Origin of the sequence: Clostridium sp. (genome assembly GCF_040797585.1) — a bacterium.
In the GTDB taxonomy this organism is placed as follows: Bacteria; Bacillota; Clostridia; order Clostridiales; family Clostridiaceae; genus Clostridium_Z.
Genome location: NZ_JBFNEO010000027.1, coordinates 1 through 19,180, shown reverse-complemented (window position 1 = coordinate 19,180; position 19,180 = coordinate 1). Strand labels below are relative to the sequence as shown.

The 19,180-nt window shown below is 29.0% G+C and carries 17 protein-coding genes, 1 tRNA gene and 1 riboswitch; of the genes, 9 read left to right on the top strand and 9 right to left on the bottom strand.

What is annotated here, in order from left to right:
* Nucleotides 1-96: 96 nt before the first annotated feature.
* Nucleotides 97-1,035 (bottom strand): bile acid:sodium symporter family protein, encoded by a 939-nt coding sequence (locus AB2369_RS03270; protein WP_367665042.1) that lies wholly within the window; start codon nt 1,033-1,035, stop codon nt 97-99.
* A 915-nt stretch (nt 1,036-1,950) separates the two neighbouring features.
* Here AB2369_RS03270 and AB2369_RS03265 point away from each other — a divergent pair.
* The 3 genes from AB2369_RS03265 to AB2369_RS03255 all read left to right on the top strand — a co-directional run bounded on the left by AB2369_RS03265 (nt 1,951) and on the right by AB2369_RS03255 (nt 5,806).
* Entirely contained in the window at nt 1,951-2,103 is a 153-nt protein-coding gene (locus tag AB2369_RS03265; RefSeq protein WP_367665041.1) for a hypothetical protein, read from the top strand.
* Nucleotides 2,104-2,382: 279 nt separating this feature from the next.
* Entirely contained in the window at nt 2,383-3,663 is a 1,281-nt protein-coding gene (locus tag AB2369_RS03260; protein ID WP_367665040.1) for a radical SAM protein, read from the top strand.
* 475 nt (nt 3,664-4,138) lie between these two features.
* A complete protein-coding gene (locus AB2369_RS03255) occupies nt 4,139-5,806 on the top strand; it encodes an ATP-binding cassette domain-containing protein (protein ID WP_367665039.1) in 1,668 nt (555 codons plus the stop codon).
* Between the two features lie 230 nt (nt 5,807-6,036).
* Here the strand turns inward: AB2369_RS03255 and AB2369_RS03250 are convergent.
* Nucleotides 6,037-6,112, bottom strand: a tRNA-Trp gene (locus tag AB2369_RS03250).
* 255 nt (nt 6,113-6,367) lie between these two features.
* Between AB2369_RS03250 and AB2369_RS03245 the strand changes: the two genes are divergently transcribed.
* A complete protein-coding gene (locus AB2369_RS03245) occupies nt 6,368-6,835 on the top strand; it encodes a pyridoxamine 5'-phosphate oxidase family protein (RefSeq protein ID WP_367665038.1) in 468 nt (155 codons plus the stop codon).
* A 79-nt stretch (nt 6,836-6,914) separates the two neighbouring features.
* Here the strand turns inward: AB2369_RS03245 and AB2369_RS03240 are convergent, their stop codons facing one another.
* Nucleotides 6,915-7,535: a CBS domain-containing protein gene (locus AB2369_RS03240; protein WP_367665037.1), complete on the bottom strand. Its 621-nt coding sequence runs from the start codon at nt 7,533-7,535 to the stop codon at nt 6,915-6,917.
* Nucleotides 7,536-7,621: 86 nt separating this feature from the next.
* Complete coding sequence (locus tag AB2369_RS03235; protein WP_367665036.1) at nt 7,622-8,566, bottom strand: metal ABC transporter substrate-binding protein; 945 nt, start codon at nt 8,564-8,566, stop codon at nt 7,622-7,624.
* Nucleotides 8,567-8,699: 133 nt separating this feature from the next.
* Between AB2369_RS03235 and AB2369_RS03230 the strand changes: the two genes are divergently transcribed.
* From AB2369_RS03230 to rimI, 5 genes are all read left to right on the top strand, one after another.
* A complete protein-coding gene (locus tag AB2369_RS03230) occupies nt 8,700-9,107 on the top strand; it encodes an HD-GYP domain-containing protein (RefSeq protein ID WP_367665035.1) in 408 nt (135 codons plus the stop codon).
* Complete coding sequence (locus AB2369_RS03225; protein ID WP_367665034.1) at nt 9,073-9,723, top strand: HD-GYP domain-containing protein; 651 nt, start codon at nt 9,073-9,075, stop codon at nt 9,721-9,723. The genes AB2369_RS03230 and AB2369_RS03225 overlap by 35 nt, the downstream gene beginning before the upstream one ends.
* A gap of 395 nt (nt 9,724-10,118) precedes the next feature.
* Nucleotides 10,119-10,574 carry a tRNA (adenosine(37)-N6)-threonylcarbamoyltransferase complex ATPase subunit type 1 TsaE gene (gene tsaE, locus AB2369_RS03220; protein ID WP_367665033.1) on the top strand — a complete coding sequence of 152 codons (456 nt, stop codon included), beginning with the start codon at nt 10,119-10,121 and terminating at the stop codon, nt 10,572-10,574.
* 3 nt (nt 10,575-10,577) lie between these two features.
* Nucleotides 10,578-11,291: a tRNA (adenosine(37)-N6)-threonylcarbamoyltransferase complex dimerization subunit type 1 TsaB gene (gene tsaB, locus AB2369_RS03215; RefSeq protein WP_367665032.1), complete on the top strand. Its 714-nt coding sequence runs from the start codon at nt 10,578-10,580 to the stop codon at nt 11,289-11,291.
* The gene (gene rimI / locus AB2369_RS03210) at nt 11,284-11,745 is read left to right on the top strand and encodes a ribosomal protein S18-alanine N-acetyltransferase (protein WP_367665031.1); all 462 of its coding nucleotides are present in this window, start codon (nt 11,284-11,286) and stop codon (nt 11,743-11,745) included. Before tsaB ends, rimI begins: the two co-directional genes overlap by 8 nt.
* A 275-nt stretch (nt 11,746-12,020) precedes the next feature.
* On the opposite strand, the gene AB2369_RS03205 is transcribed toward rimI, so the two are convergent.
* The 5 genes from AB2369_RS03205 to AB2369_RS03185 all read right to left on the bottom strand — a co-directional run bounded on the left by AB2369_RS03205 (nt 12,021) and on the right by AB2369_RS03185 (nt 19,150).
* Nucleotides 12,021-13,007: a M42 family peptidase gene (locus tag AB2369_RS03205; protein ID WP_367665030.1), complete on the bottom strand. Its 987-nt coding sequence runs from the start codon at nt 13,005-13,007 to the stop codon at nt 12,021-12,023.
* A 170-nt stretch (nt 13,008-13,177) separates the two neighbouring features.
* A complete protein-coding gene (locus tag AB2369_RS03200; RefSeq protein WP_367665029.1) occupies nt 13,178-14,176 on the bottom strand; it encodes a M42 family metallopeptidase in 999 nt (332 codons plus the stop codon).
* The gene (locus AB2369_RS03195; protein ID WP_367665028.1) at nt 14,167-15,207 is read right to left on the bottom strand and encodes a M20/M25/M40 family metallo-hydrolase; all 1,041 of its coding nucleotides are present in this window, start codon (nt 15,205-15,207) and stop codon (nt 14,167-14,169) included. The genes AB2369_RS03200 and AB2369_RS03195 overlap by 10 nt, the downstream gene beginning before the upstream one ends.
* A gap of 594 nt (nt 15,208-15,801) precedes the next feature.
* Nucleotides 15,802-16,446 carry an ECF transporter S component gene (locus AB2369_RS03190; protein ID WP_367665027.1) on the bottom strand — a complete coding sequence of 215 codons (645 nt, stop codon included), beginning with the start codon at nt 16,444-16,446 and terminating at the stop codon, nt 15,802-15,804.
* 91 nt (nt 16,447-16,537) lie between these two features.
* Nucleotides 16,538-16,653: riboswitch (FMN riboswitch) on the bottom strand.
* A gap of 334 nt (nt 16,654-16,987) precedes the next feature.
* Nucleotides 16,988-19,150, bottom strand: a complete 2,163-nt coding sequence (locus tag AB2369_RS03185; protein ID WP_367665026.1) for a Tex family protein — start codon at nt 19,148-19,150, stop codon at nt 16,988-16,990.
* Nucleotides 19,151-19,180 lie beyond the last annotated feature (30 nt).

The window sequence follows — 19,180 nt, the reverse complement described above, 5'->3', positions numbered from 1 at the left end:
CATTACCACTATAGAGTAAACAATACTGTTTAAACCTTTTTATATAACCACTTATGTGAAATTATGTAAGTATTAGATAATGTTACTGGCCTCTCTCTATTTAAGACCTTTCTTATTTAAGCTATTTAATAACTTAACCATAAGGGGAGATGTTATCATTTGAATAACTGCATAAAATGTGGCTGGTATTAACATTGTTTCACTTAAATTAGCAGTATAAACTATAGCAGCTGCAATACTAAATTCCTTTTTACTAACAGTAAATAGAACTGCAATAAGGTCTTCCCTATTTTTATTTAAAGGCTTAGTTAAAAATGCTATTAAATATCCCGACATGTTAAGTAACAGGCATGCTAATATAATAAGTAAAATCTTAGATATACTAAAGGATTTTATAATTTCTCCACTATCTGAAACCACAACAAAAAGTAAACATAGATATAATATGGAAGATGCAAAAGAGTATATATCCTCATATTCTTCTGCCTTTTTAAACTTACTTCTTATAAAAACCCCAACTATAGTTGGTAAAATAATTATTATCATTAATTCTAATACCATAGATGAAACTGGTATATGAAACTCTATTCCAGTTATCATCATAAGAAGAGGTGGAATAATTAATGGACTTAATCCTGTAACCAATGCATTCATAATAGAAGCTAAAGCCACATTTCCTGATCCAAAATAAACTAATAATGGTGCTGACACATCTGTAGGCAAGGCTCCAAGGATAGTTTGTCCTACAGCCAAATCTCCACTAAAAAATATGTTTCCTATTAAAAATCCTATGAGGGTCATAGGAATAAATACTAAAAACATAGTTAGAAGGATTATAGGTACCTTTTTTACTGACTCCTTAACCTGCGTAAAATCAAAGGTTAAACTAATAAAAAACATAAGTAGTGCTAGCATAGGAGACACTGTAGACTTAAGCTTATCCCCTAAGCTTGGTAATAATAGTGCTATTACCGTGGTTATTATAACTAAAGGAAGTAGATTATTCTCTACCACTTTAAGCTTCTTTAAATTCATATTTTCCTCCTTAGTTATTTAAATATAATATATCTTTTAAGTATACTTTTATATGTTACCATATAACCTTAAATTTAAGAACCTAAGTATAGGAATTTTAACTCAAAACTTATTCTATATACTACTTAAAATCTATAGTTTTTATAGGCTTAAGTTTATGTATAAGTTAAAATTCAGATTAAAAATCCTATACTTAAACTTTTAACTTCATCTTTAAAATTCTCATTACTTATCTATTTAAAAGAGCTTATTTTCTCATTACTACTTAAAAGTATAAAAACGCTTAATATATAATAATAAAAAGTTTTTGATGCATCTTAAAGCAGAGCCAACGATATAGAAGGCTTTAAGATATTATAACTTATAAAATCCTTGTAACTAACCATATACGTCAAAAGTTAAACCTTTCATGCTTAATCCATTGAAGTAAGTCTCTAATACAGTCTATGATAAGACCATATTACAATTTTATCCACGAAGGTTAAAATATGTATTGTATTAATTTTCCTAGAAAGTTTAATATTGAACCAACAAATCAATGTAAGACCAAAAAACCTAGTTGTCATGCCCTGATAATTTGTCCTACCTTTAATCAATGTAGACCAAATTGTTATAATATATGTCTAATCTATTAAAGTAAGTATAATTCAGTCTATGATAAACTGTATTATAAATTTATTCAAGGAGGTTAAAATATGGAATGGTTGAATTTCCCTGCTGGGAACGGCATCGAGCCAACGAATCAATGTAAAACTAAAAAGCCTAGTTGCCACGATCTAGTAATTTGCCCCACATTTGATACATGCAGACAAAAGTGTGATCATATGTGTGGTATAAAGATTTGTTCTACCAAAGCATACTGTGACGGATATATTTGTGTAGCCTTATTTGATTAAATTCTAAAGGAGAAGATTTATGGAATGGATTAACGAAGTAGATTATACTAAGGAAAAACCTGATGCACATTGTGGAATAAATATCTGTTGGAAACGAGAAGAAGCGTGTCCTGAAAATAATTCATGTGTTATTAAGCACTGTGCAACAAAAGGATGTTATAGTTTCTCATAAGATATAAATTAGGTAATGAAGAATTATTGATTATAATTTATCAATAATTCTTCAACTTTTACTATATGGCTTAGTTTTAAAAAAAGATATTTTTATAAAAATACACATAGTTATAGGGTTTTTAGCTTGAATCTTAACTTATACATACGCTTAAACCTTTTAAAACCTTAGATCTTAAGTAGTGCATAAGATAAGTTTTGAATCAAAAACCATATATACATGATTAATTTTAAAAATATATTATTAATTGAAATAAAGATGTATGGGAGGCTAGGGATTTTGAAAGAATCTTTATTTAACATAAAACTTGAAAAAAACGGTAAATATATTATATATAATTCTTTAAGTTCTGGGATGATAGCATTAAATAAGGATTATAAACAAAAATTTTTTGAACTATCTAAAAGCTCTTTTGAAAAGAATGCTTATGAGGATTTAAAAAAAGAATTAATAAAAGGAAGTATGATTGTAGACAATTCAGAAGATGAAATTTCTAAATTGGAACTATATAATAGTCTAAGTAAATTTGACAACTCATTTTTATCCTTAACCATCGCTCCTACCATGAAATGTAATTTTGATTGTATTTACTGCTATGAAAAAGGTTATAGAAATAATTCTATGAATGAAGAAGTAGTGAATAAAACTATAGATTATATAAAAAATAATATATTTGACAAAAAAGGGTTAAATATCTGTTGGTATGGTGGAGAGCCATTGCTAGCAATTAAGGAAATAGAGTATATCTATAATCATATAGTAAAGTATTTTCCAAAGGAATTTCATTATAATTCTCATATGGTAACTAATGGTTATTTACTTAATAAAAAAATGGCACAAAACTTAAAATCTCTCCAAGTCAATAATGTCCAGATAACGTTAGACGGTGATAAATATACACATGATAAAAGAAGGTATTTAATAAATAAACAAGGAACCTTTGATGTGATTTTAAATAATATTAAGGAAGTATGCGATATTATTAAGATATCTATTCGAGTAAATGTAGATAAAACTAATGAAAATACTCTATCAAATATTATGAAAATTCTTGGAGAGGATGTTCTGAAAAAAGTTAACATATATATTGCTCCTGTTGATAATATAAATGATACTTTTGAAAATTCTCTTTGCATGTGTAACGAAGAATTTTCAAAAGTAGAAATAAATTTCATTAAAGATTTGTTAGCTATAAGAGAAGGTATTAGCATTCCCCCTGTGAATATTTCTGGATGTGGAGCAAATTCTTGTAATTCATTCGTTCTTGATCCTTTAGGCGATTTATATAAGTGCTGGAATCACATTGGACAAGAAAAAAATAAAGTTGGTAGTTTGAAGGATGGAATTTTTATCAATGAAACATATAAAAAATTTGTTCTAAAAGATAATCTTGATAAAAAGTGTAAATCATGCAATATTCTTCCTTTATGTTACGGCGGATGTAGTGATAAATATAGAGATGAAGTTAAAATTGAACAAAGATGTAGAACATATAAATATAATATCAATGAGTATATTAATTTATTTATAGAATCAAAATTAAATACGGATGTAGTATAATCAAGTATATAAATTATGTAAAAAGCAATTTTAAACAATATTTATATACGTTTCTCATATTAAATATTGTTTATTGGTTAATAATCTTACTTATTGTGTTATTAAACTTAAATACTTTAAATTTATTTAATACAGTATTTTCTCTATATAATTTGGTACGTACTAGTTAAATTTAATGAAAAAAAGATAGGTTTATTAACCATAATAAATTATAATACTTCTATACTAAAATTTGTTAATTCTATAGATTAAAACATATAGGTTTCTCTCTCATGAGTTATATATTTTTATATAAAACTCCTTTTATATATTTTGCATTTTCATTGTATATACTTAATGTATTATAACAAGGTAACAAATAATACATATAAGTAAAATAATATGACTAGTACTAAACTATCTCAATCATTGTTAATAAAAAAATATTTTAAAATGCAGTAGATATTCCTACTGCATTTTTTAAGAAGGTGATTTCATGCTATCTAAACTAAAAAAATATATATATCTGACTTCAAAGTATAAGCTTTTTCTCTTTGTTCTGTTATCTCTTATATCCGTAGTCTACAGTATGATTATGCCCTATCTTAATGGTAAATTTTTAGACTATATTATCATTGATAAAAATATAAATTTCGTTTTAAAATTTGCTCTACTCATTGCTGGATTTTCTATTGGAACTGTAGTACTGAACTATATACTGAAAATTTTACAAATCTGTATACAAACAGATATTGCTTTTAATTTTAATCATGATATGATTCAACACATGCAACGAATACCCTTATTAAAACTGGAACAGTTTGATTCTGTTTACTTGAATCAAAGAATAAATTCTGATGTAAATGAAATATCAAATTTTATATTAAATAATATTATACTATTTTCTCTTCGATGGCTTACTATAGCATTAGAGTTATTTCTGATATATAAGATTAACAAGAATATATTCACCTTGGCTCTTATATTTTTGCCTATATACTGTATTATATATTTATTTACAAAAAAACCTATTTTCAAAAAGAGTTATGAGATGAAAGAGGAGCAAAACAGGTTTTTTCAAAATCTCAATGATCAGTTAGAAATGGTACGCTCTATTAAAATAGACGGCACCTTTTCAAAAAATAAAGAACGTATGAAAGATAATTATCATAAATACTTTACACTCTATCTTTCCTACTCTAAATTTATGACACTGTTATCTTCATTAGACAGCATTTTCAGTGTACTTTTTTCTGCCGTATTGTTAGTGTTAGGCGCAATAGAACTCTTACGTGGCAATCTAACTGTAGGACAATTTACCATAGTTAATTCCTATTTTAGCAAAATCGTATTGGAAATGAGATACTATTTGGACATCGGTAAAAGTTATCAGTCTGCCAAAGCAGCCCTTTCTCGAATTGAAGAGTTACAGAATATAGAAGAAGAGCATAATGGAGAAAAGATGTTATATCCTATTGAAAGTATCTCTATAAAAGACATTACCTTTTCATACAAAGAATCAGATCGGAACATACTGTCTCATTTTTCTAGAACATTTTCTAAAAATTCCATTTATGTAATCAAGGGAGGAAATGGAATGGGAAAAAGTACTTTGATTCATATTTTACTTGGGATTATTCAGGAAGGTGTAATAGGGAACATTAGCTACAACGCTACAGAAATAGAAGCTTTGAATCTATATGATATTCGATTAAAAAATATTGCAGTAGTACAGCAAAAAATGAAATTTCCCAATGTAAAAATTCGAGAACTTTTAGGAGAGTTCATAAACTTTGAAAAAGATGAAGAATTGGAATATTATATTATTCAGAATCATCTAGAAAGCCTCTTTTGTAATGCTCATTTTTCTGTCATGAACTATCTAGACAAGCATGTTTGTGAGCTTTCAGGAGGAGAACTCCAAAAGATGGCTATATTAAGAGCCATCTTAAAAGATGTAAAGGTACTTGTCTTAGACGAGCCTACCTCAGCCTTTGATAAAGAAAGTGTAGATTATTTTTTGGAGATTATTAAAGAAATTTCCATAAATAAAATTGTCATAATAATAACTCACAATAGTGAATTGGAAAAAGTAGCAGATGAAGTCATAGAGCTTGATAATGAAAATATTATGGAACTTCAAAATGGACTTGTGCCTCTATGAAATAATTATCCACATATTTATTGATGTCTAACCAGTTTATGATTCAACAACTTCTTCTTTGTTGCTGAATCATGATGATATGACACTAGAATTAGTATAAACTCTCAAATTACAATTAATAATAAATCGACTTCATCTTAACTTAAAAGACTAAAATTTTATTCTACATGCGACTCTATCTATTTATGAAAACAAAAAACTCAGCAAACTTTTGAGTTTACTGAGTTTTTTGGCAGGGGCACGAGGACTTGAACCCGGAACCAACGGTTTTGGAGACCGCTACTCTACCAATTGAGCTATACCCCTATATTTTTTACATGTATTATGTTACCACATACTAGGATTTCTTTCAATAGTTTTATGATATATATTTATAAAAAGAGCTTTTGTTTAAAATAAAGCTTTCTTAAGAGAAATAGATTTATCAGTATTCTAAAATGTATTATAAAATTACGGAATAAATATATTATAGAAAAATATTTAAGCCTATAAATTTATCTATTGAATTAATATATTCTAAAATGTTAGAATAATAAAAATATTACTCAAGGGGGATTCATTATGTTTAGAGAAATGCGTAAAAGTAATAAAGAGTTATCTAAAGAACATGGGGTATCAATTCTAGAAAAAGGTGAGTATGGAATTTTATCAACTACTGGGGACAATGGTTACTGCTATGGAGTTCCATTAAGTTATGTATATTATGATAATGCCATATATTTTCACTCAGCATTAGAAGGTCATAAAGTAGATAATTTACAATTAAATAATAAGGTGTCTTTTACTGTAGTTGGAAAAACAGAAGTATTACCTAGTAGATTTAGTACTAAGTATGAAAGTGTTATTGCGTTTGGACAAGCTACAGAGATTTGTGATGATGAAAAAATTCAAGCTTTAAAAGAATTAATACTAAAATACTCAAAAGATTTTTTAGAAAGTGGAATGAAATATATAAAAGTAGCCTCAGATAAAACTAAAGTCTTTAAAATAACCATAGATAAACTTTCTGCTAAGACTGGAAACAACTAAAGTTTAATTCATTAAATATAGGCTTTATTACTAAAGTTATTTTAGTAATAAAGCCTTAATTTTTAAACAAATAAATTCATTAAATTATTTTAAATCCGCCATCTATAACCTTTTCTTGTACAAGATTAAAGTTTTCTGTATTCATTCTTATTACTATCTCTTTAACAGATAAAACGCTTTCTGGGTCTACTACTACAAAACTTATTATATCTGCATTATTTTCTGATAAAATTTTAGATAGCCTAGATATTTGTCCTGGAATATCATGAGCCATAACCGCAAGTCTCTTACCCTTATTTAAACCAAATAGTTGTGTAAACTGCTCAAATACAGCATGATGAGTTAATATCCCTTGGAATATTCCTTTATCATCTACCACTGCTACAAAAGCAATATTCTTAACCTCTAATATGTGTACAGCCTTCTCTACTTCTTCAAATAACTCAATAGAAGGTATGTCTGTTCTCATTACATCTTCCACATCAAAGTCATTTAAGAAAGCTTCCTTGTCTTGACATTTTTCAAAATAAAAAGCATATATCTTATCCTTTGATATACTTCCAAAGAATTTGTCTCCGTCTACAACTGGAATTGATAAAAAGTTATTTTTATTTATAAACTCCAGTGCAGTTCCTATAGATGCCTTAGGACTCACTGTTATAAGTTTTTCCTTTGGCAGCATTATATTCTTTACTAACATCTACTCATCCCCTTTCAAATATGTATGGCCCCTTTAAATAAAGTTTCATATTATATATTATACTTTAAATTTACTGTAAATTCAAACTATTTGTTCATTTCAGTATTTCCACTGACTTTTTCTAGATTTTCTATATTTTTATTCATCATAGCCTTATATCCTATATCCTCTGAGTCTAAAAGAAACTCTACAGTCCTCATTTTACAATCCTTTATTAACTTCTCATAATTTTTAAGATCTTCTTTATCTGAATATATATATATAAGGTTTTCTGTAGTTCCTAACTTATCATATGCCTTTTGAATATCCTCATTTTTTACTCCTTCACCACTTGGAATCTTTATATAATTCAACCCTGTAAACTTAAAAAAGTAATCTAAGTTATCATTTGTTAATACAAAAGTACTATTCTGTAATTTTTCACTTACTTCTCTTAATTTACTTATTATTAAATCTACCTGTTCCATTTCTTCATTAAAATTTTTATCATAAAAACTTAAGTTTTTAGGATCCTTCTCACCTATAGCATTTTTTATATTTAATAATGCTGTTTTATACTCCTCTGGATTCAACCAATAATAAGGATTTTCTTTTATCACTCTATCATTATATTTAATAGGCGAATTTAGGTTCATAATTCTTATTCCTCTTGATGCATTTAATACAGTTACATTGTCTCTTTTAAGCTCATCTACAAAAGTAGAAGCCCATGGTTCATAGGAGGCTCCAAAATATATAAATAAATCTTTTTTACTTATATTTTTAATACTGTCCTGTGTATATTTGAAGTTCCATTGGCTCTTTTGATCCTTCATCATATAAGTGACTTCATGCATATCTTTAGTAATATCACGTACCATAGAATACAAAAACTTATTTGTAGTAACTATGGAAAGATAGGTTTCCCTTTCCTTCTCACCTTCCATTTTTACTACATTAGATTCTGATATGTAATGGCTTAATAAAATAAAAGATATGACAACAACGTTAGTAATAATAAATGATATAAATATCTTATAACCTCTTTTCATAACTAATCATCCTTTAATACTATTTTTCTTACATAAAGTATATTACAATAATCAATATAGAACTTATAAATTTTTATATTGATTATTGGTCATTGACTAAACTTAATTATATCAGAAAAAAAGGGGTATGTTTATGAAAATAAAGGTTAATAACCTGGTATCTTCTTTAGGTATTCTACTAGACTTAACTCAAAAGGCTTCTCAATTAAATATTCTCGAAGATTTTTCTATGGTAAATTATGATTTCAGGAAATTTTCCCATCACTCTATAAAGTCCACCTATATTGCCATGGAAATATGTAATGAATTAATTTTTGATTACGAATGTAAAAAAAAGGTCTATATTGCATGTATGCTTCATGATATAGGCATTAACTCTTCAAATAACTATTATTTAGATAGTAAAAAGTTTATACATGATCACTGTGAAAAAGGTTCAAAAATTCTAGAAAGATTTCCAAAATTCAATAACCTTTCTAATATAATATATTATCATCATGAAAACTATGATGGCTCTGGTGCCTTTAAGGAATCTAGATAATATATCCTTCCATGATTTTATATTTAAAAAATATACTCCTAACTTTAACTTAGATTTATCTTTAAAGGAATTTTTAGATATATCTTATATTTTTGCAGACATCGTTGATATGAGTAGTTCCTTTACTGGAGAACATTCTAAAAATATAGGAGATTTATCCTATATGATATCAAGTCATATAAACTATAGTGAAGAGAAATGTATTAAGATGAAAATTGCTGGTCTTCTTCATGATATTGGGAAGCTGGCCATTCCTAAATCTATACTTAATAAAAATGCTTCACTTACTAGGGAAGAATTTCATGTAATGAAATCCCATGTATATTATACAAATTTAGTTCTTGAAAGAATTGAAGATATCCCTGATATATGTGAATGGGCATCAAATCATCATGAAAAACTAAATGGAAATGGTTATCCCAGAATGCTTAATGAAAACAATCTCAGTGAGGAATGTAGGATATTGGCTGTGTGTGACATATACCAAGCTCTTCGTGAGGACAGGCCTTATAGAAAAGGTTTAGACAATGATAAAATCTTTAAAATCTTAGATGACTCCTGTAATCATGGATTCCTATGCAATGATGCTGTATCTCATTTAAAAAATGCTCTATAACTTAAAATTTACAAAAATCATAGTTTTTTCACTATAAATTAAGGTCTTATTGCTATAATAAATAACTTAGTAATAAGACCTATTTATATATGGAGAGATACACTACATAATTTGTATAATTACACTATATGAAATCTTATTTTATTCTATATAAAACTAGATCCTTAATCTTCCCTATACTATACTTTTTATAAGTTTTGAGATAAAATAGTAGGGTAAATTTTAATGATATATTATAATTAATCTATCATAGGTAAAACTTTAAATATAAAAAATTTTATTTTTTCATTTTAGATTTTATAGGTTTTTATCCTAAAAGTTAGTTTATACATAGAATTTTTTATTAATAATATTTTACATATTAGGAGGTGAATTAGGGTAATCCCTAAGAACATATGGATATAATAGTAAATAGCGTGGAAGAAACTTTTGAAATTGGTAAAAAATTAGGTGAGCTTTGTAATCCTTCAGATATATTCTGCCTAATAGGCGATTTAGGTACTGGTAAAACCCATCTTACAAAAGGTATAGCTAAGGGTCTTTCTATTACAGACTATATAACTAGCCCTACCTTTAATATAGTTAACGAATATGATAGTGGAAGACTTAAATTTTATCACTTTGATGTTTATAGAGTTAGTGACCCTGATGAAATCTATGCCATAGGTTTTGATGAATATATATTTAGTGATGGTGTTTCAATTATTGAATGGGCTAACTATATAGAAGAACTTATACCAGATGAATACTTGCTTATAAAAATAGAAAAGTTACCTCAGGTTTCTGAAACTGCAAGAAAAATAACTCTTACCCCTTTTGGAAAAAAATATGACTATATAAAGGAGATCTAACTTATGAAAATATTAAGCGTAGATTCTTCATCAGAAGCTGCTAGTGTAGCTATTTTAGATGGAGAAAAACTACTTGGTGAGATGAATTTTAACTATAAAAAGCAACATTCCATTTTACTTATGGATATAATAGATAGCATAATTACCAATACTAATCTTACTATAGATGATATAGATGCCTTTGTAGTATCTAAAGGCCCTGGATCATTTACTGGACTTAGAATAGGTATGGCAAGTGTGAAGGCTATGGCCCTTGCTAAGGAAAAGCCCTTCATTGGAATTTCATCTCTAGATGGACTTTCTAATAACCTATTTGGAGTAGATGGAATTATCTGTCCTATAATGGATGCCTTAAGAGGTAATGTTTATACCTCATTATATAAGTTTAATAATGGTGTTATTGAATCTATTGAAGATCATATGATAATTTCCATAGAAGAACTATGTAATAAACTTAAGGAATTTCCTGGTCCTTACTTTTTTGTGGGAGATGGAACAGATAAACATAAGGATAATATATCTTCCATACTTGAAAATACATACTTTGCCCCTGGACATTTAAACTTTACTAGAGCTTCATCTCTTGGTGCCATAGGATATAACCTGCTAAAGGAAGGAAAAAGTAATGACTTATTAGGATTTGCTCCTGTTTATCTTAGACAATCTCAAGCTGAAAGAGAATATGAAAAGAAAATGGGTGTTAGTGTATATGAATAATATAGAGATATTACCTCTTGATAATGATCACCTAGATGATGTAACTAAAATAAGTGCTCTAAGTTTTAAAACTCCTTGGAGTCGTGACTCTATAGAAAAGGAACTTTCCAATGTATTCTCTAAATATGTAGTAGCTAAAGTAGATGATAAAATTATAGGATTTGGTGGTATGTGGCTTATAATAGATGAAGGACATATTACAAATATAGCAGTTCATCCTGAATTTAGAGAATATGGAGTTGGAAGTAAAATACTAGAAGAATTAATCAGAATATGCAAAGATCATATGGCTCATTCTATGACTCTAGAGGTTAGAGCTTCTAATTTACCTGCTCAAAGTCTTTATGAAAAATATGGATTTTTAGAAGAGGGGTTAAGAAAAAAGTATTATCAAGATACTGGAGAAGATGCTATCCTTATGTGGAAGCGTGATGTTTTAAAAACCACTGTGTAAATTTTATCACAGTGGTTTTATCTTACTCTACTAACTTTTATTATACTATCTATCTAATTTTCATTACTCTGCTAATTAAATCTTAATATAGTTTGAACTTATAATTAGAAGTTTTAAAATATAGATAAACCTCATAATATTTAAAACTAAATCATTATCTACAATTATTTAAAGTGTACTCAAAAATTGAGTTTTGATAGGACTTCTCTATAGATAAAAACTTACATTCTAAGATTCAATTATATAAACCTAACTGGGCAAGGAATTAATATAGTCTATTCTATGTTTAAAAGACCTTCTATAAGTTTAACACCTTCTTCTATATCTATAAGACTTACCATCTCTTCACTACTATTAACATATCTACAAGGGAAAGCCATAGAAGCAGTTTTACATCCCTTTCCTTCTCTTTGAATAATTCCTCCATCTGTAATACTATAAGATGTAATCTTCTTTATTTTTATATTGTTTTTCTCTTTTACCTCTTCTAATATGTCCTTTATCTCATCATTGATTATTAAGTTTTTATCCATAATCTTCATTCCAAGGCCCTCTGAAAGTTTTAAATCTCCCTTAGATCCTATATAGTCTCCTGACTCTTCTCCGTCTATAACTAGGGCATAATCTGGCATGACACCATGAGTTAACGCTCTTGCTCCTCTTCCTCCTAAATTATGTTGGGTTGTAAATACAAAGGTTATATTATAAGGTGATGATTCTAAGGCTTTTATATCCTTTATATTTTCTAATACTTTGAGTAATATATAACAACCTATCCTGTTATTTAAACTAGGTCCCATTATAATATTGTTCATTTGTATTATTTCACCTTTAAGGAAGGCTACATCCCCTTCTTCTACATACCTTAGAGCCTCCTCTCTTGAGGATACTCCTATGTCAATAAACATATCTCCTATTTCATCGCTGCTTTTTTCCATGGCTATTCTTCCTTTTGTGCCATTTTCAAATTCAGCTATTCCTCCCTGGAATTCTCTTAAATTAAAGTCACCTATAGCACCACACCTTATAAAGCCATTATCCTCTATATAAGTTGCTATTATTCCTATAGTATCCATATGGGAGCATAGGGCAAAAGTTTTCTTATTACTACTTTTAGTAAGAGTAGTAATTATATTTCCCATAGCATCTATTTTAAATTCTATACCTAGACTTATTAATTTATCCTTAATAACATCTCTAATTTTATTCTCACGGCCACTAACTCCATAGGTTTTTATAAGCTTTTCTAATAATAAATCCATAATTCTACCTCTTTTCTTAATATTAATTATTAGAGTTATTTTTAAGCTATCTATAATATTACATGTACTGCATAGTAATTTAAACTAAACCACCATACATCATTATTTAATACATTTTCAAATGTTAATTTTTCAGATCATATATCTATAGATATAGCTTTAAACATATATCATAGAGTTTTTAAGTATTCAATAACAAGATTCTTAGTGTTTTTTATATCCTCCTTAGAAGCTACTGATATGGATGAGTGAATATATCTACAAGGAACTGATATTGTAGCCACCTTTGCCCCTTCACCAGCCATTATTATTGCTCCTGCATCATTCCCCCCTGCTATAGCACGTCTTCTTTGATAAGGTATATTTTTTTCTCTTCCTACTCTCATTATCTCTTTTGCTACATCATCATTGAAAATACTTGTTTTATCCATTATGGATATAGCTGGTCCTTTTCCTACCTCTGTAGCTCTTAAGTGAGGTGGTATATTAGCCATGTCTGCACATATAGTCCCTTCTAGAGCTATTCCTATGTCTGGCATTACATTATAAGCTGATACATATGCTCCCCTATCGCCAATCTCCTCTTGCACTGTGAACACTCCATATAAGTCACAATTATAATTCTCCTTAAGAGCTTCTATAAGTACATAACATCCAACTCTATCATCAAAAGCTTTTCCTTTTATAAGGCCTTGTCCAAACTCCTCCATTTTCGTATTAAATACAACATACTCTCCAAGTTCAATTGTTTCCATAGCCTCTTTTTTAGAAGTAGCTCCTATATCTATACATAAATTCTTATACTCCATATTTTTCTTTCGTTCTTCTTCACGCTGAAGATGTATAGGCTTTACCCCTATGACTCCATTTATTTCCTTATCTCCTATTAGAACAACCTTTGAGGGTATAACCTTATTATTCACTCCTCCAAGGGCCTTAAACTTTAAAGTTCCATCCTCATTAAATCCAGTAATTATAAATCCAACCTCGTCCATATGAGCATCTACTAAAACCTTAGGTCCCTTACCTTTTTTATGGACTATTACATTTCCCATCCTATCTACTCTTATACTATCAACATAAGGCTCTACTTCCTTAAGTATTATATTTCTAACTTCTCCCTCAAAACCTGAAGGACCCTTAGCATCACAAAGAGTTTTTAAAAGCATATTAACTCCTCCAATTCTTCTCCTTTAAGGTTTTCTATAAACTTTGCTATAAGCTTTCCTGTATTTTTTATATCTTCTAGATTTACAACCTCTACAGAACTATGCATATATTTTATAGGAATAGATATAAGCACTGTTGAAACTCCCTCTCTTGTAATCTGCATAGGCCAAGCATCTGTACCAGTATTATCAGGTTCTACTTCTAATTGATATGGGATATTGTATTCCTTAGCTGTATTCATAATCCGCTTTCTGACCTTTGGATGTATATTAGGTCCAATACATATTACAGGACCATTCCCTATAAAATTTTCTCCTTCTTCATATCCTAACTTCCCACTATTGAAAGTTGTATCTATAACTATACCAATATGAGGCATTACATTATAAGATGCTGATCTAGCACCTATGGCTCCAACCTCTTCTTGTACTGAACACACAGAATATATATCTAAATCATGTTCTGCACCTTTAAGCTCATTAAGAGCAATAGCCATAGAAAGAACCCCCGCTCTATTATCAACACATTTACAAGCCATATTATTATTTAAAAGCTCTATAGTCTCTCTATTAATTGTAATAAAGTCCCCTATAGATACTATCTCCTCTAATTTTTCCCTTGAATATCCTGTGTCCACAAAAAGCTCCTCTAAAGATATTGCTTTTTCCCTATCTTCCTTTGTCATAAGATGAGGTGGTTTTATTCCTATAACTCCTTTAATTTGTTTTTTCCCATGTATAACCACCTCCTGAGATACTAAAGTTTTAACATCAATACCTCTGGATTTTATTCTTAAAAATCCCCTATCTAAAATTTCTGTAACCATTAAAAATATTTCATCACAGTGGGCCATAATCATTATTTTCCCCTTAGAGTTCCCCTTTTTCTTTACATACAGATTATTTATATTATCTTTTGAAATCTCTCCATAAGGACTAAATATCCCCTCTATTATAGGATGGATAAGATACTCTTTTCCGCTTGGTCCATGACACTCACATAAGGTCTTTAAAATCTTCTTTTCATCCATATTAGTAATAAGCCAAAAGGCTTAAATTCACCTACCTTCCTAAAATTATTATCATATACTAATCAACTTCTTATTAATAATAATTAAACTGTCTATAATCCTATTCTTTTTTAAAATTGTACCATATTATCTTATACTTTGGAATTATATGTATATATACTACTTATATAATCATTAAGTTTTCTTGAATTATATATTATTTTAATTTAACTCCTTATACTATTTAAGTTATCCTATTGATATTATTAGTGTCAGAAAATAAATTTCTATAACTTAAAAACTTAAATTATAAGCTACTTATATCTATATAATTCCTAAGTGAGTTTTCAATTTATACCTCCCTTAAAAGCCTGATTCATCAATGAATAAATCACAGGTATAAGCTAACTTTTAATATAGTAACCCTATAAAGCTTTTACTTAGGAAATAGGTGAATTTATGAAACAAAATATAAATTTACCTTATTAATAAATATATCCATGGTAAAAATTCTAAAATAAAATTAAAACTGCTACTTTAAATTAAACTCAAAAACGAGAATTTAATTTAAAGTAGCAGCTTAATATGCTTATATATCTTTAATATTTAAAATTATTATTTTCTTGTTACTAAACCTCTTTTAAAACTTGTATCTCCTTGAAACACTACAGCTATCTTTTTATATATAGCCGCCGTTACAAAAGATACTGCAAAACCTTTGAATAAGTTAAATGGAATTATTCCCCATAAGATTAATGTAGCTAAATCCTTTATATTTGGATTTATTTTTGTACCCATTTCTACCATGGATTCTATTGGCATACCAAATGCCTTAGCATAGGCTGGTACTAAAACTATATAATTTATGATACCGGCTAAAACTGACATTACTATTGTTCCAACTACAAGTCCTATTACTGCACCTTTTCTTGTTTTTTTCATGTTGTATATATACCCTGATATAAATACAAGGACACTTCCTATAAAAAAGTTTGCAACTTCTCCTACCATGGCTGTGGAGCTGCCTTTAATAGTAGCATATAAAATATTTTTTAGAAATTCTATTACAACCCCTGCAACTGGACCTAAGGCGAAAGCACCAATCAATGCTGGTAAATCTCCTAGATCAATCTTTAAAAAACTTGGAAAAATAGGTAGTGGAAAATCAAATAACATTAATAAAAATGCCATTGATCCTAGTAAAGAAATTTTGATTAGAGTATTTAGGTTTTTAATCCCTTTGTCACTCTCTCTTTTCATAAAAATACCCTCCTTATTTTTTCCTCAGGGTATGGATTTTAGAATACAAAAGCCCTGGCATATAAATATACCAGGGCAGAAAAATCTAAAATCTTTCCTTCTTTCATCCAGACTTTACTGTCGGCCTCGGAGTTTCACCGAATCATGCCAAAATGGCTCGCGGGCTTTACCGCCGGTAGGGAATTTCACCCTGCCCTGAAGGATTACTATTTGTTTTATATTTCACTATTATTATATACTGATGTTATAAAAATAACAATACCTTTAAATAAATTTTTAGAATATTTTTATCTGATGGCTAGCAACTGTAACACCCCATCTCTTAAAAGGTAAGGGATAACAGTTGCTACGCCCCTAGATTAACTCATCTAACCTTCAGATGGTGAAAAGAAGACCACCTGAAGGAAGATTCGTTCTATGAAAAGGCTTTACAACTTTAACCTCCTCATATCTAAGTAGATTTATAAAAATCGTAAAGCCTCTTGATTTCTTCACTCTCACTTAATTTGTGTCAAAGATTCATTATAAATTAAATATTATTTTACCCTTCCTTTTTCATAGATAAGGCTATTCTTTTTCTCTTTTCATCTACCTCTAGAATCCTAACTTCAACTACATCAGATACCTTAACGACATCTAAAGGATGCTTTACAAACCTATCTGCCATCTGACTTTTGTGAACTAATCCATCTTGATGTACTCCAATATCTACAAAAGCTCCAAAGTCTGATACATTTCTAACAGTTCCCATTAAAACCATTCCAGGCTTTAACTGAGTTATATCTACAACTCCTGTTTTTAATATAGGTTTTGGAAGATCCTCTCTTGGATCTCTTCCTGGTTTATTAAGTTCCTTTATTATATCTCTTAATGTAAAATCTCCTACATTAAGTTCCTTAGCTAAAGATTCAATTCCTATTTCTTTTACCTTTTCCTCTATATCCTTTATTTTTCTATTTTTTAGATCTTCCTCACTATAAGAAAGCTTTCCCATAAGACTTTTAGCTACCTTGTAAGACTCCGGGTGAACAGAAGTATTATCTAAGGACTCATCACTTTCCATAACTCTTAAGAAACCAGCACACTGCTCATAAGCTTTATTTCCTAGTCTCTTTACCTTTAGAAGTTCCTTTCTATTTTTAAACTTCCCATTTTCCTCTCTATATTCAACTATATTTTTAGCTATTGTAGCATTTATTCCTGCAATGTAACTTAAGAGAGATGGCGTTGCTACATTAAGATCTACCCCAACATTATTAACACAGTCTTCTACTATTCCTTTTAAGGATTCATCTAACCTTTTTGGAGTTACATCATGCTGATATTGACCAACACCTATAGACTTAGGATCTATTTTTACAAGCTCAGCTAAGGGATCTTGAAGCCTTCTACCTATAGATATCGCTCCTCTTACAGTAACATCTAAGTCTGGATACTCCTTCGCTGCAAGTTCAGATGCAGAATAAACTGAAGCCCCAGCCTCTGAAACTATAACATAGTATATTTCTCTTTGGTTATCTTCCTTAAGCTCTTTTATAAGTTTTGATATAACCTCTTCTGACTCCCTACTTGCTGTTCCATTTCCAAGAGATATAACCTCTACATTATACTTTTTAATAAACTCCTTTAATACTCTTATAGTTCCATCTATGTCATTTCTAGGAGCTGTTGGAAATACGGTAGTCTTATCTAAAAACTTACCTGTGTCATCTAAAATAGCTACCTTACATCCTGTTCTAAATCCAGGATCAAATCCCATAACTACCTTGCCCTTTATAGGAGATTGCATAAGCAGTGCTTTTAAGTTAGCCTTGAATATATCTATTGCTCCCTCTTCTCCTTTGTTTGTAAGTTCACTTCTTATTTCTCTCTCTATAGATGGATAGATTAATCTCTTTAAAGAATCCTTAATACTCTCTTCTATAAATCTATCACTTTCCTTATTACCTTTTAAGTTTCTATTATTTAAATAAGTTACTATTTTATCTTCATTACATGTTATTTTAGCAGATAATATTTTCTCTTTTTCTCCTCTATTTATAGCAAGAATTCTATGGGATGGAATAAGTCTTACTGACTCTTTATATTCATAGTACATCTCATAAGGGGTTCTTTCCTCTGAACCTCCCTTAGTTTCAATAAGTCCATCCTTCCATAAGAATTCTCTTATCCATTTTCTAAAATCAGCATTATCTGAAATTATTTCACTTATTATATCCATAGCTCCCTTAAGAGCATCTTCCTCTGAGTTAACTTCCTTATCTTCACTTATATATTTTGAAGCTTCCTCTCTTATGTCCCCTTTGAACTCTCCTGAAAGTATAAGTTCCGCTAATGGTTTTAAACCTTTCTCCTCCGCTATTATGGCTCTAGTTCTTTTCTTTGGTTTAAATGGTCTATATATGTCTTCAACCTCTGATTGAGTCTCACTATTTTCTATCTTTATTCTTAAATCTTCTGTAAGCTTTCCCTGCTCTTCAATAAGTCTTATAACATCTGATTTTCTCTCTTCTAAGTTTCTAAGATATATAAGTCTTTCATAAAATTTTCTTAAAACCTCATCGTTTAAATCTCCAGTTTGTTCCTTTCTATATCTAGCTATAAAAGGTACTGTATTTCCATCATCTAAGAGCTTTATCACATTCTCTCCCTGGCTTTTCTTGATTCCAAGCTCTTTACATAAAGTATCTAAAATTTTATCCATAATATCCTCCTTATAGTTAGTAAATAGTTC

Bases quoted from the DNA above. Each gene is read 5' to 3' on its own strand.
- AB2369_RS03270 (WP_367665042.1), bottom strand. From the start codon at position 1,035: ATGAATTTAAAGAAGCTTAAAGTGGTAGAGAATAATCTACTTCCTTTA.
- AB2369_RS03265 (WP_367665041.1), top strand. From the start codon at position 1,951: ATGGAATGGATTAACGAAGTAGATTATACTAAGGAAAAACCTGATGCA.
- AB2369_RS03255 (WP_367665039.1), top strand. From the start codon at position 4,139: ATGCTATCTAAACTAAAAAAATATATATATCTGACTTCAAAGTATAAG.
- AB2369_RS03245 (WP_367665038.1), top strand. From the start codon at position 6,368: ATGTTTAGAGAAATGCGTAAAAGTAATAAAGAGTTATCTAAAGAACAT.
- AB2369_RS03240 (WP_367665037.1), bottom strand. From the start codon at position 7,535: ATGTTAGTAAAGAATATAATGCTGCCAAAGGAAAAACTTATAACAGTG.
- AB2369_RS03235 (WP_367665036.1), bottom strand. From the start codon at position 8,566: ATGAAAAGAGGTTATAAGATATTTATATCATTTATTATTACTAACGTT.
- AB2369_RS03230 (WP_367665035.1), top strand. From the start codon at position 8,700: ATGAAAATAAAGGTTAATAACCTGGTATCTTCTTTAGGTATTCTACTA.
- AB2369_RS03225 (WP_367665034.1), top strand. From the start codon at position 9,073: ATGATGGCTCTGGTGCCTTTAAGGAATCTAGATAATATATCCTTCCAT.
- tsaE (WP_367665033.1), top strand. From the start codon at position 10,119: ATGGATATAATAGTAAATAGCGTGGAAGAAACTTTTGAAATTGGTAAA.
- tsaB (WP_367665032.1), top strand. From the start codon at position 10,578: ATGAAAATATTAAGCGTAGATTCTTCATCAGAAGCTGCTAGTGTAGCT.
- rimI (WP_367665031.1), top strand. From the start codon at position 11,284: ATGAATAATATAGAGATATTACCTCTTGATAATGATCACCTAGATGAT.
- AB2369_RS03205 (WP_367665030.1), bottom strand. From the start codon at position 13,007: ATGGATTTATTATTAGAAAAGCTTATAAAAACCTATGGAGTTAGTGGC.
- AB2369_RS03200 (WP_367665029.1), bottom strand. From the start codon at position 14,176: ATGCTTTTAAAAACTCTTTGTGATGCTAAGGGTCCTTCAGGTTTTGAG.
- AB2369_RS03195 (WP_367665028.1), bottom strand. From the start codon at position 15,207: ATGGATGAAAAGAAGATTTTAAAGACCTTATGTGAGTGTCATGGACCA.
- AB2369_RS03190 (WP_367665027.1), bottom strand. From the start codon at position 16,446: ATGAAAAGAGAGAGTGACAAAGGGATTAAAAACCTAAATACTCTAATC.
- AB2369_RS03185 (WP_367665026.1), bottom strand. From the start codon at position 19,150: ATGGATAAAATTTTAGATACTTTATGTAAAGAGCTTGGAATCAAGAAA.